General features: G+C 40.5%; 11 protein-coding genes. 6 read left to right on the forward strand and 5 right to left on the reverse strand.

Translation table 11 applies throughout. The annotated features are described in order from the left end of the window. The first annotated feature begins 92 nt into the window (after nt 1–92). Together AN392_RS10315 and AN392_RS10320 are read left to right on the forward strand one after the other, a co-directional pair. Nucleotides 93–902 (forward strand): hypothetical protein, encoded by an 810-nt coding sequence (locus tag AN392_RS10315; RefSeq protein WP_055012668.1) that lies wholly within the window; start codon nt 93–95, stop codon nt 900–902. A gap of 110 nt (nt 903–1,012) precedes the next feature. Beyond that, nucleotides 1,013–1,531 carry a hypothetical protein gene (locus AN392_RS10320; protein WP_055012669.1) on the forward strand — a complete coding sequence of 173 codons (519 nt, stop codon included), beginning with the start codon at nt 1,013–1,015 and terminating at the stop codon, nt 1,529–1,531. A gap of 335 nt (nt 1,532–1,866) precedes the next feature. On the opposite strand, the gene AN392_RS10325 is transcribed toward AN392_RS10320, so the two are convergent. Together AN392_RS10325 and AN392_RS10330 are read right to left on the reverse strand one after the other, a co-directional pair. Next, nucleotides 1,867–2,907 carry a methionine synthase gene (locus AN392_RS10325; protein WP_055012670.1) on the reverse strand — a complete coding sequence of 347 codons (1,041 nt, stop codon included), beginning with the start codon at nt 2,905–2,907 and terminating at the stop codon, nt 1,867–1,869. 31 nt (nt 2,908–2,938) lie between these two features. Beyond that, nucleotides 2,939–3,913, reverse strand: a complete 975-nt coding sequence (locus tag AN392_RS10330; protein WP_055012671.1) for a DUF1852 domain-containing protein — start codon at nt 3,911–3,913, stop codon at nt 2,939–2,941. Between the two features lie 444 nt (nt 3,914–4,357). On the opposite strand from AN392_RS10330, the gene AN392_RS10335 reads away from it, so the two are divergent. After that, a complete protein-coding gene (locus AN392_RS10335) occupies nt 4,358–5,167 on the forward strand; it encodes a sulfite exporter TauE/SafE family protein (protein ID WP_055012672.1) in 810 nt (269 codons plus the stop codon). Between the two features lie 152 nt (nt 5,168–5,319). Here AN392_RS10335 and nhaR read toward each other — a convergent pair whose 3' ends face one another. Then, entirely contained in the window at nt 5,320–6,213 is an 894-nt protein-coding gene (gene nhaR, locus AN392_RS10340) for a transcriptional activator NhaR (protein ID WP_055012673.1), read from the reverse strand. A gap of 109 nt (nt 6,214–6,322) precedes the next feature. Here nhaR and AN392_RS10345 point away from each other — a divergent pair, with 109 nt between their 5' ends. Both AN392_RS10345 and AN392_RS10350 read left to right on the forward strand, forming a co-directional pair. Continuing rightward, complete coding sequence (locus tag AN392_RS10345) at nt 6,323–6,634, forward strand: hypothetical protein (protein ID WP_008110823.1); 312 nt, start codon at nt 6,323–6,325, stop codon at nt 6,632–6,634. Between the two features lie 531 nt (nt 6,635–7,165). Beyond that, the gene (locus tag AN392_RS10350; protein ID WP_055012674.1) at nt 7,166–8,140 is read left to right on the forward strand and encodes a carboxylesterase; all 975 of its coding nucleotides are present in this window, start codon (nt 7,166–7,168) and stop codon (nt 8,138–8,140) included. A gap of 167 nt (nt 8,141–8,307) precedes the next feature. Here AN392_RS10350 and AN392_RS10355 read toward each other — a convergent pair whose 3' ends face one another. After that, on the reverse strand, nt 8,308–10,644 hold the full coding sequence (locus AN392_RS10355) for a S9 family peptidase (protein ID WP_055012675.1): 2,337 nt from the start codon (nt 10,642–10,644) through the stop codon (nt 8,308–8,310). 134 nt (nt 10,645–10,778) lie between these two features. Beyond that, on the reverse strand, nt 10,779–11,666 hold the full coding sequence (locus AN392_RS10360; protein WP_055012676.1) for a LysR family transcriptional regulator: 888 nt from the start codon (nt 11,664–11,666) through the stop codon (nt 10,779–10,781). Between the two features lie 104 nt (nt 11,667–11,770). Between AN392_RS10360 and AN392_RS10365 the strand changes: the two genes are divergently transcribed. Further along, the gene (locus tag AN392_RS10365; protein WP_055012707.1) at nt 11,771–12,634 is read left to right on the forward strand and encodes an MBL fold metallo-hydrolase; all 864 of its coding nucleotides are present in this window, start codon (nt 11,771–11,773) and stop codon (nt 12,632–12,634) included. Nucleotides 12,635–12,657 lie beyond the last annotated feature (23 nt).

The raw sequence follows: 12,657 nt of genomic DNA on the forward strand, positions 1-12,657 counted from the left end.
GGAAAAAATATAGTTGGCTGTTTCACTCCGTTCACATTATAGCCAACTATATTTTTCCGCTTAAGTAAGCGTTATACGTTTCGGGAGGTTTGGTGAACGGAATCTGTGCATTGTGTACAAAATCAGCAAAGCTTAAAGATAGTCACTTTATGCCTAAAGCTGTTTACCGATCTATAAGTAAAGGTTTCCCTGAACACGGGCAAAATATTGTTTTGATTAATGGCTCTAATAAATCAGCAGCCTATACAGACAAGCAGGCTAAAAAGCACTTGCTTTGTGAAAGTTGTGAATTGAAATTCTCCAAAAATGGGGAAGATAACGTTATTTCTTTTATGGCTCGCCCTAACGGTTTTAAGCTCGCAACCAAGATAAAAAAGTTTAAACCGTTGTCTCATGTAAAAGATGAAATATGGTATTTCCCGTCAAACGACGAAATAGCATTTAATTTCATGTACTTTGCTGTAAGCATTGCTTGGAGGTTGTCCGTAACGGATTGGAGTGGATTCGGTATTCCCGAAACAAAGAATTCAATTCGTGAAGAAAGCATGATTGCTTTTTCAGATTATCTATTAGGAAATACTAAATTTCCTGAAAATACTTACCTTGCTGTATATGTTGATAATCAAATAGTAGATACACCATCAATGGGCTTTCCAACTGTTAAAAACCATGATGGCTACCAACATATTGTGTTCAACATTCCTGGTTTAAAACTAAGCCTGTTAGCAGGCAATAATCCAGGACCTGGTATTAGAGAAACATTTTCAATTAATACTACTAACGTTTATTTTGTTAGCCGTAGTTTAAAAACACACCCTGATTATCATTTTATGGTTAATTTTTTAAAAAATGAATCAGTTGCAAAGGGGCGGTTATTGAAAGAGCGTAGCAAAAACGTATAACAAGTCATTTAGCAGGACAAATGCAAAACGCTTGGCTTGCGTCACTTCGTTTCGAATTATAACCAAGCATTTTGCACTGCTTAGGCAAGCGTTAACCAACAAGAGTTTGTATGTCAATCATAAGCATTTATCAAGAACCGAAAGACCTTTTTTTAAAACTAGCTAGAGAGGGAAGAAGGGCTTGGGCTTCAAACTCCAAAGTAGATACCGCTGATCATCTTTTCAATTACTGCATAACAGCGCATTCCTTAAGAGATTGGTGTATTAAACACCTTTCTATTCCTAAAAAAGAATTTCATGAAGTTTGTAATACCTATGAACGACTAAAGTGGTGTAGAGACATAGCTAATTCTTCCAAACACTTTGGTCTTATGGCGGACAAAAAAAGTACCGTATCGAAGGTAAACGATATTAAAGATGAGTTGGTTACTATCACCCCTGATGGTCAAACTAGCTCGACTACACACAGTCGAGACTCTTTTATCATCGAAAAATCCAATGGTGAAAGTGAGTTATTGATGATGTTTCTATTTTATTCATTTTCAAACTGGGAAGAAATATTTGATAAGTATCAAATACCAAGGTACCCAGACTCTTTAAAGACTGAAATGTTTATAGAATTTACATAAAAGTTGGCTAACAAACGCTTAAAAAAAGCAGGCTTGCGCTCCTTCGTCGCTAATTTTAGCCTGCTATTTTGCGCCGATTAAGCGAGGCGTTAACATTCTCTGTAAATGGGGTACTTTCCAATCAATAATACCTAGCGGCTCGGTTAGGTTTAATTACTTTTGCTAGGTTTGTTGCACTAAACCCAACCAATATTCAACTAACTTAAAACCTTTAACCTAACACCTTTTGCCTTTAACCTTATAATTTAACTGTAAACCCCCGTTACATTTTGATTAAAAAAGCCACTCCTCAACATTTTTAAGACGTGGCTTTTTTCAGCAACTGTAACTAAAAATTAAGCGACATTCGCTGCTAATAGCTCGTTACGTACTAGCTCTGCGCCTTTGCTTAGGGCGTTAAGTTTGCCGTTTGCAATATTGCGGGGCAGGGGGGCCATGCCGCAGTTGGTGCATGGGTAGAGCTTGTCGGCATCTACGTATTTAAGCGCTTCGCGTAGGGTTTTTGCTACCTCTTCAGGGGTTTCTATGGTATTGGTGGCGACATCGATTGCGCCCACCATTATTTTTTTACCGCGTACGAGTTCTAATAACTCTATAGGTACATGTGAGTTTTGGCATTCGAGCGAAATAATATCAATATTCGATTTTTGCAGCTTAGGGAATATCTCTTCGTATTGTCGCCACTCGGTGCCGAGGGTTTTCTTCCAATCGGTGTTGGCTTTAATGCCGTAGCCGTAGCAAATATGCACGGCAGTTTCGCATTTTAACCCTTCTATGGCTCGCTCAAGGCAGGCTATGCCCCAGTCGTTTACCTCGTCAAAAAACACGTTAAAAGCGGGTTCATCAAATTGAATTATATCAACCCCAGCGGCTTCTAGCTCTTTGGCTTCTTGGTTGAGTATTTTAGCAAATTCCCACGCTAGTTTTTCACGGCTTTTATAGTGATCGTCATACAGGGTGTCGATCATGGTCATTGGCCCAGGCAGTGCCCATTTAATTGGTTGGCTGGTTTGCTGGCGTAAAAACTTGGCGTCTTCAACAAATACCGATTTAGTACGAGACACAGGGCCAACCACTGTGGGTACGCTGGCGTCGTAACGGTCGCGAATTTTAACTGTTTTACGGTTTTCAAAATCAACGCCATTTAAGTGTTCAATAAAGGTGGTTACAAAGTGCTGGCGAGTTTGTTCGCCATCGCTGACTATATCTACGCCTGCAGTTTGTTGCTCGTGCAGGGAAATACGCAGGGCGTCGTGTTTGCCATCAACCAGCTCACTGCCTTGTAATTTCCACGGTGACCATAAGGTTTCGGGTTCGGCAAGCCATGACGGTTTTGGCAAGCTGCCTGCTGATGATGTAGGTAATAGTTTTTTCATAATAAATGCTGCCTTTAATTTTGTTGTGTGATTAAGCGATACTTGCCGAGAACTGCTGCAGCACTGACTGATAAGGCTTAATAAAATGCTGCTCAGTAAATTTACCTTGCTCTACCGCTAATTGACCTCGCTCTGCGCGGTCATACACAATTTGCGTTAACGAATGGTCGTCATTTTTTAAATTCGGTTTATAACGGCTACCAGCGGCGGCGTTGGCGTTATAAATTTCTGGACGATAAATTTTTTGAAACGTTTCCATGGTGCTAATGGTGCTAATTAGTTCAAGGTTGCTGTAGTCGTTAAGTAGGTCACCAAAAAAGTAAAACGCTAACGGCGCAACGCTGTTTGGTGGCATAAAGTAGCGCACTTGTAAGCCCATTTTTTTAAAGTATTGCTCTGTTAACGACGACTCATTAGGCTGATACTCTACGCCTAAAATAGGGTGTAAGTTTTCGGTTTGCTGATAGGTTTTGTTATCAGACACGCTTAAACAAATAACCGGTGGCTTTTTAAAGTGCTGTTTATAGGTATTTGAGTTTACAAAGCATTTAAACAACTTGCCGTGTAAGTCACCAAAGTTATCGGGAATGCTAAATTGCGGTTTGCTTTTGTTATGCTCAAGCAATAACACGCTGAAATCGTAGTCGCGCACATAGGATGAAAAGTTATTACCCACCATGCCTTCAATTCGCTCGTTAGTTTGGCGGTCAATAATATTGGTTTTTAATACCTCAATTGACGGAAATGCTTGGCCACTGCCTGCAATGTCTAAATCAACCGAAATGATCTCGAGCTCAATCTCGTAACGATCCCCTTGTGGGTTATCCCAACTGGCCAGTGCATTAAAACGATTGTTGATCATTTTTAGGGTATTACGCAGGTTTTGTTGGCGGCTTTCACCCCTAGCTAAATTAGCGAAATTGGTCGTAATTCGTGTGTTATTTGACGGATGGTAGTTTTCATCCAAGTTAGTGCTTTTAATAGTAAATGTAAGATCAGTGCTCATAGCCGTATCCTTTCAATTTGAGTTGTTACTGCTTTTATCAATGACACATTACTCGCTATTAAAACCAAACTAACGGGATAACTGTAATGGTGCTTTGCAGAGTTAATAAATTTATACGCGCTATGTAGCATGAAGAAAAACGGTATTATTTCAGGTAAAACATGAGCCAGATTCATTCTTAACAAAGTTGAATGGATAAATTAGGCTAGTAGACGCTCCCACTCAGACAAAACCCACTTTAGAAGTCTAGATTTCTAGATGTTTTTACGGGTGTTGTGATTTATTCATACAAAACGTGAGTATTATTCAATGCTCATAAGTACTTAAAGTCCAATTTGCATAAACGGTTGTTGATATACTCGAATAAACTTAGGTGAGCTTAAGCGCTTTATTAAGCAGCTCGCCGTCGCAGAACTTTCCACAACATAAGAAGAGACAAAAGGAATGAATGATTTAATAGTGTTAATTATATACTGCGCCATATTAGGTAGCGGTGTTGGTTTTTTAGCAGGCCTTTTAGGGATAGGGGGCGGGCTGGTGATTGTGCCCATACTCAGCATGATATTACTGCACTTTAATGCTTTGCCACCTGAACAAGTAGTGGTGGTTGCCATTGCGACCTCGCTGGCCTCTATTTTATTTACCTCGACCTCGTCGGCTATTGCGCATCATAAAAATGGCAATGTACCGTGGGATATTGCACCTTGGGTTATGGCGGGCGTTGCCTTTGGCGCGCTCATTAGTGGCTTTATGGCCGCGCTGTTACCTGAGCATGTGGTACGTTTGGTATTTGCTGTAAGTGTGGTGTTAATTGCATTAAAAATGATTTTTTCAGGTAAGAATGATTCAGCAATAGGGCGCCCGTTGCCAAATAAAGGGTTGCTAAGCGTTTATACGACCATAACCGGTGGCTTGTCTGCCATGATAGGTATTGGTGGCGGGGCAGTATTAGTGCCGTTACTGACGTTTTTTTCTGTCGATATGAAAAAAGCCATTGGCTGCGCCTCGGCCTCAGGCATTGTGATAGCGCTGTTTGGTTCAATGGGTTATATCAGCTCAGGCAGCCAGTTATTTACATTAAAGCAAGGATTTGCAGGTTTTGTGTATTTGCCCGCTTTATTCGGTATTGTATGCACCTCATGGTTTACTGCGCCGCTCGGTGCTAAAGCCACACACTACTTACCAGTTTCAACCATTAAAAAAATATTTGCCGGCTTATTAATTGTAATGGCAATTAATATGTTTACTCGATAAGAGCATTTATATGAGCCTTAAAAAGACGCGGCTTAAAGCCGCTGCTACATTATTAGCTATTAGTAGCAGGTTCACCCCGCGTAGGTGTTGAGCGTTAGAGTCGGAACCCTTTAACCTTTAACCTTTAACATCATAAGACGATTAACTAAAATCTACGTCATTTGCGCATGCTTTATAAATTCATCATAAATACTGTCTTTAATGAGCCTGTCGGGCGTAAAGGCATAATAATGCTGATAAACATTATCGATTGTACCAATGTAATTTACGCCGTAATGGCGCTCTACTTCGGCTCTTACCAAAATAGGCGCAGGGAATATGCCAAACCCTTGCTCACCTAACGACTTCATTAATGCGCTGTCGTCAACATGGCCTGCTATTGTCATTTCAATCTCTTGCTCTTGCAGCCAATAATAAATAGCCCGCGCGACGGGGCTTTCTTTTGCGGGGAGTACTAAAGGCTTGTTATTTAAAGACTGCGGAAACTGCTTATGTAATTGCGAATGCCATGTTTCGTTACCAAAAAGAGCGATTTGGCTTTTACCTATTTCATGGCAAAACGCCTTAAATGATAAAGTGGTATCGAGTGGTTTGTCGGCTAACACTAAGTCGAGCTTATGAATCGCCATTTGCGCCAGCAGTTCATCTTGTTGGCCGTCAATACAGTGTAAGTTGGTAATACGGTCGTTATTAATTAAAGGCGCTAGCCACTTCGACACCAATGATTTGGGTAACACATCTGAAATACCCACCTTTAACGTTCGTGAGTATTGCGTGGTATCGCCTTGCGTAGTTTCTAACCATTCGTGAGCAATAGCAAACATATCATTGGTGTACTGCTGAGTTACATGGCCAAACTCCGTTAACTGTAGGCCTCGGCCTTGGCGAACAAACAGTGGTTTTCCTAATCGTTGCTCTAAGTTAGTAATTTGCGAGCTGACCGTTTGCGGCGTTAAATTAAGTATTTTACTCGCCGCTGCAATACTGCCGTGCTTACTTACCTGCCAAAAATAATATAAGTGATTGTAGTTGATGTTGGTAATCATTCGAAAATACCTGTTTTAAAGTAAGAAATAATCAGCTTTTTCCTTTGCCACTAAGTTAGTAGATTACAGTCATGCCTGCAACATAGTTACTATTAAAAGGTGTAATTGCATGAAGCTAAAACTTACAGTTAAAAACAAGATAATTAACGCAAGTGAAAAGATGTCGCTTTTGAAGTTGATAAAAAGCCAATTGGCAAAACATGCTTTAAATATTCGTAAAGTAGAGATTCAAATAAATGATCTTTCGAGTGAGCGCCACGGCACTTTGCAGCAATGCAAAATTAATATTCTTTTGCCGGGGCTACCCAGTATTAATGTAAATACAAAAGGAAGAAGTATGCTGCAAGCGATAAAGCGGGCACTTAAAAGTTTGCAGCACATTCTCGTTAATAAGTATCAACCTTCGCAACCAAGCTCTTAATTTTTATTAATATCGCACTTGCAGTGGCATGGATGCTACTCTTTTAATACGACTCTAATTCCAAGCCATGTTTAGTATTAAACGATTCACTTATTACCTGTTGAGCCTTTAGCGCATTGCTATTGAGCAAAGCCGCCTTTCTTTGTTGGGTTTCGTTACACTCTACCCAACTTACCGTAACTAAAATTCTTTGACCTTGTTCCTTTAACCTTTGACCTCAATTGTAAACCCCCGCACCATTTTGATTAAAAAGAAAGTGAAATTTCAGCCCCTAAATCCATAAAACTTAGATAAAAAAGTAACTCAAAGTCGTAACAAAGCACTAAATTTGGTTTTTGATTAATAAGCAAGTGTCTACCTAATACCAAACAGATTTATTTACTCGAGAAAATTGAGGTGGGTAGAAGATACTGTTAAGGTACTTTGAAATGATAAAAAATGCCTAACTAACGGCTAAAACCTCCTCCACCTCATAGGACGTTATCTGCTTAATTAAAGTGTTGATGTTCAAGTTTAACTAATGAAGCGAAAATGGAAAATTTCACCAAACTATTAGCAATTACACTTTATATATTTTCTTTGTCTGGCTGTACTTCAATTGGCAGTTACGTCATGTCAAACCCCGGTATCTATCTTTCTGAAGCACAGTTTATAAAAGCAAAACCTAGCGACATTGGCTTTGAAAAACAAAAGTTTTGCTCTTTTAGTACCACTCAATGCATTACATATCTGACTGCTGAACCTTATCAAGCAGCCGAATTTTCGCAAGAGAGTTCTGTTTATTACAACCTTCATGCAACTGGTAATAATGTAGAAAATACAATTTCACACAGAATGACACCAGACACATTTAATCGTTTTGAAGGCACTGCTTTATTACTTCATGGCTATGGGGGCAGTAAAGAAGCAATGATGGCTTCAGCTATCTATTTTAGAGCGCTTGGTATGAACGTTATTATTCCAGATCTTTTTGGCCATGGTGAATCAACTGAAGCATTTGTATTTGCAGCAAAAGAGCACGGCATTTTAAATGAACTGCTTGCTGAATCACTTTTAAATCAAATAAATAACCAGACTGTTGTAGTCGGCCATTCTATGGGAGCACTTACTGCAAGTAACTTATTATCATCAGAATATGTTGACGCTGCTATTTTACTTGCCCCAATGATGAGTTTTGACGTTGCAGCTAAGGAGTACTTACCTTATAAATCGCCTTTGCTTAGTCATTTTTTTCATAGCGAGATTGATAATATTGTTAACCAGGCAATGTTTGAGGCAGGAGTAACCATTCAAGAAACAAATTTATTGCCTAAATTAACTGAGACTAAAAAGCCTGTATTGTTAATTAACTCAGATGTTGACTCTCTATCCCCCCCGACTTACTTTTCATCTATACAAAATGAGTTAGTAAAAAAAATAACTTTTAATGCTCGCTCTCATTCAAGTTTAATGGTGTTTGATCGTGATGATGTTATCGAAATTGAAAAATGGCTAATAACATGGTGAGCCTTCGCTATTTTAGATGACATTGAGTTTATAAGTCATTTTTTATTATTGTCGGGTTTCGTTGCACTCTATCCAACTTACACTTTGTAAACCCCCGTTACATTTTGATTAAAAAAGCCGCATACTAATAATTAGTGTGCGGCTTTAGTATTTTACTTTTAAAGCGATTACTTGGTTAGTAAGTGCTTTTCAAAAAAGTCAGCCATCATAGTATGGTAATGCAAAGTGGTGCCCTTGCCTTCGCGTAAGCTGTGTGAACGGTTTGGGTATGAGAAAAACTCAAACTGTTTATTGTGCTTAACGAGTTCGTCAATTAAACGCTCTGAGCCTTGGTAATGCACATTGTCATCCCCAGTGCCGTGAATAAGCAATAACTTACCTGTTAGGTTTTTAGCAAACGTAATAGGCGAGGTGTTATCGTAGCTCTCAGGGTCAGTATTTGGGTTACCCGCATAACGCTCTTGGTAAATAGTGTCGTATAAACGTATATCTGGCACTGGCGCTGAGGCAATACCCACTTTAAATTTATCACCATGGCGGAACAATAAATTAAGGGTTGAACTACCGCCACCTGAGTGGCCCCAGACGCCAACGCGGTCAGTGTCTATTACATCCCAACGTTTGGCCATGGCATCTAGCGCATCAACTTGGTCTTGCACGGTAATTGAGCCGATTTTTTTATAAATTGATTTGCGCCAATCTCGGCCTTTTGGTGCGCGTGTACCACGGTTATCAACCGATGCGACAATAAAACCTTTTTGCGTTAACAGTGATTTATACAAGTAGCTATTGCCTTCCCAGCGGTCTTGTACTGTTGAGCCCCACGGTTCGCCGTATACGTAAAAAACAATCGGGTATTTTTTACTTTTATCCATGTTCTCAGGGAACATAATGTAGCCATCAAGCTCGGTGCCATCGCTAGCATTCACTTTAAAAAACTCATGGCTAGGTAAGCTTTGCTCAGCCAGTTTTTCTTTCAGCTCGTTATTTTCAACTAAGGTTTTAACATTACTGTGATCGCTCACTTTAATGATTTCTTTTGTTGGAGGGGTGCCAAATTTAGAATAGCTGTGCATTGCCCATGAGGCATCTTTTGACATGTAATAGCTGTTTGAGCCTTCAAACTGAGCAGGGGTCACACGCACAGGTTTGCTGCTACCATCAAGCGGGGTGCTGTATAAATAGCGCTGGCCAGGGTTCTCTGGCGAGGCGATAAAATACATGACGTTTTTTTCTTCATTGATAGTGAGCATATCAACAATATCGTAATCGCCAGGGGTTAGGTCGATAATAGTTTTGCCATCGCGCGATACACGGTAAAGATGACGCCAGCCGTCGCGCTCGCTGTGCCAAATAAAGAACTTGCCGTCTTTTGACCAGTTGGCTTTATAAAACCATTCTATAAAGGCATCGTCTTTGTCTTCTAAAATTTTAGTCAGTTGCTGCTTTTGCCAGTCAAATAACCAAACCTTGTTATGACTTTGCGGGCGGTTTAGATCTTGGATCATTAACTCATCCCCAGTACCTGCCCAGCTAATACGCGGAATGTAGCGGTCGCGGTTGTCACCTTCGAGTTTGGCCCAACGGGTTTGTTTATCAGCAAGGCTTACCACACCAACACGCACGGCTGAATTAGTTTCACCCGCTTTAGGGTAAGGGAATTCTTTAAGAGTAGGGTAGAGCTCATCAGTGTTGTTGATCATAGTGAAAAACTTCACATCGCTAGTATCAAGCTGCCAGTAGGCGATTGATTTGTTATCTGGGCTCCAACGAAAGCCATCAGCAATAGTGAACTCTTCTTCGTATACCCAATCAAAATTACCGTTAACAATGGTGGCGTTACCATCGGTTGTGAGCGCGGTTACATCGTTACTACCAACCGCTTGCATATAAATATTGTTGTCGCGTACGTAAGCCATTTTTGAGCTATCTGGCGAGAACTTAGCAAACATTAACTTAGTTGGCTCAACGTCTTTACCACCTAATTGCTGTAATTGGTTGGTCTCAAGGTTAAGTAACCAAAAGTCGCCGCGGCTGCGCGAACGCCAAACTTGCTCACTGTTGGTAAATACCATCAGCCATTTACCGTCTTTTGACCACTGATAGCTTTCAATTGCAAATGGCTCATCTGCGCCCTCTGGCAACAGCTTTTCAAACTCAACCAATACTTTACGGCCTGTGCCGTCAGCATTGTAAAATACAATGTCGTTGCCTTTTACGCCGTGCTCTTTTTCGTCATCGGCGTTGTTATCATCTGCTTTTTCTTTTTCGCTTTCGCGCTCTTCAAGCACAGTGTAGCCGGTACCATCGTCTAGCCACTTAAAGTAAGTGCTTCGCTGGGTTTTAAATTCTTTATCTTTATAAATTTGCGCTAGGCTTAATGGGTTATTCACGGTGCTCATCGCTGCATTATTGTTGGTTGTTATGCTGGTACTTGAACATGCTTGCAAGCCTAAGCCCGCAACAATGGCCAGTGCCAAGCCCGATGTTTTGATCAGATTCATTGTTATTGTTCCTTGGGTCTGCTGACCTTTATAGATTAAGGCGCTTATTACATTTACTGTAACAAAATAACCTACACAATATCAGCATGCTTAACGCACAAAGCTATGGTTTAAACCCAAACTTTTATAATTAATTACCATGCTGGATTTTTAAATTCATCACTGAGCGTGTCGATTAGTGCTCTTACTGTTGCCGATAAATGCTGACGAGAAGGGTAAAGCACATATATTTTCATTGGGTTTAATGTCCATGGCGCTAATACACGCTGCAAGCGACCATCAAGTATATATTGATTTGCCAAATACGTAGGCTGTACTGAAATACCACCACCGGCTATGGCTGCATGAAGTAATGTGGTGGCCTCGTTTGCACTTAAATTGCATTTAACATCAACTGATTGAAACTCATCCCCGTTGTGTAAATGCCAAATATATCGGTCAAAGTTTTTATAGCCTAAACACTGATGAGCACTTAACTGTTGTGGTGTCGTTATTGGCGGATAATCAGCAAGGTAGCTGGCTGAGGCCACTAATATAGATTCACACTCGGCAATAGGTTTACCTATTAACGAAGGATCAGGATTGGCTGCAATACGTATTGCTAAATCAACACGTTGCTCTATTAGATCTGTGGTTGAGTCTTCAAGATCTATGTCTATTTGCACGTTAGGGTGACGTTTCATAAAACGTGTAAATATAGGGGCTAATTGTGCAAAACCTAACGACATACTGGTCGCTACTCGTATTTTACCTGACAACTGTTGCTGGCTTTTAGTTTGTTCAACTAAACGGTTAGCCTGTGCTAACCATTGCTCTATTTCGGGTAAACAGGCCTCGCCGGCGGTGGTAAGCGTTACTTTACGGGTAGTGCGATGCAATAAGCGCGTATTTAACCAGGCCTCTGCCGACTCAATATGACGAGTAACCATAGGGCGTGACATTTCAAGCCGATCGGCAGTGGCAGTAAAACTGCCTGAGTAGGCAACATCCACAAAAACCTGCGCTGCGGTGAGTTTATCCATAGTATTTGCACGATTTATGAAACAATGATGCTAATTATTGGTTGTTTTTCTGAACATATCAAACCTTTATTATGCTCGCATTAGCAACCAATGATGAGAATACTATGAACCTACGCACTCTTTTACTAAGCACACTATTAGCCAGCAATATCGCTATTGCAGACGAAACCCCACTAACCCTTGATGTGTATAACGCTGACAGCAATAGCTTTCATGTTAATGCCACGCTGGTTTATGGCCGTACCGATGCAATTTTAATTGATACCGGATTTACCAAAGCAGATGCACTGCGCATTGCCGCCAAAGTAATTGACTCTGGTAAACAACTAAAAACTATTTTTATTAGCCAAGCCGATCCTGATTACTACTTTGGCGCTGAAGTGTTACAGCAGTTTTTTCCTGACGCAAAGATTATAACCACACCGGCAGTGCACCAAAAAATAGCAGCAAAGCTTAAAGGTAAACTTGCTTTCTGGACGCCAAAAATGGGGGAAAACGCCCCAAAAAACCCCGTTGTTCCTGAGGTATTTAATGGTAATAGCTTAAAAATAGAAGGCCACAGCATAGAAATTCGTGGCACAGAGGGTGAGCATAATCATCGTCCTTATTTATGGATACCTGATAACAAAGCTATTTTAGGAAATGTGGCTGTATACGCTAATGTTCATTTATGGATGGCCGATGCACAAACTCAAGCAGCGCAAAATGCCTGGGCAAAACAACTTAATGAAATGAAAGCACTCAACCCTGATGTGGTGATCCCAGGGCATATGAAAGCAGGCACTCAATTAGATGCTGCAAATATCGATTTTTCAATCCAGTATTTAAAGGATTTTGCACACGCTAAGCAAAGTAGTGATAGCAGTAAGCTGCTGATAGATAAAATGACCAACTCATACCCAGAGGCTGTATTACCTATGGCTCTTAGCATTGGCGCTAAAGTTCATAAAGGCGAAATGAAATGGTAATTGCTTACGCTTAACCACTGTAA

It is taken from the genome of Pseudoalteromonas sp. P1-16-1b (assembly GCF_001401785.1).
GTDB lineage: Bacteria > Pseudomonadota > Gammaproteobacteria > Enterobacterales > Alteromonadaceae > Pseudoalteromonas > Pseudoalteromonas undina.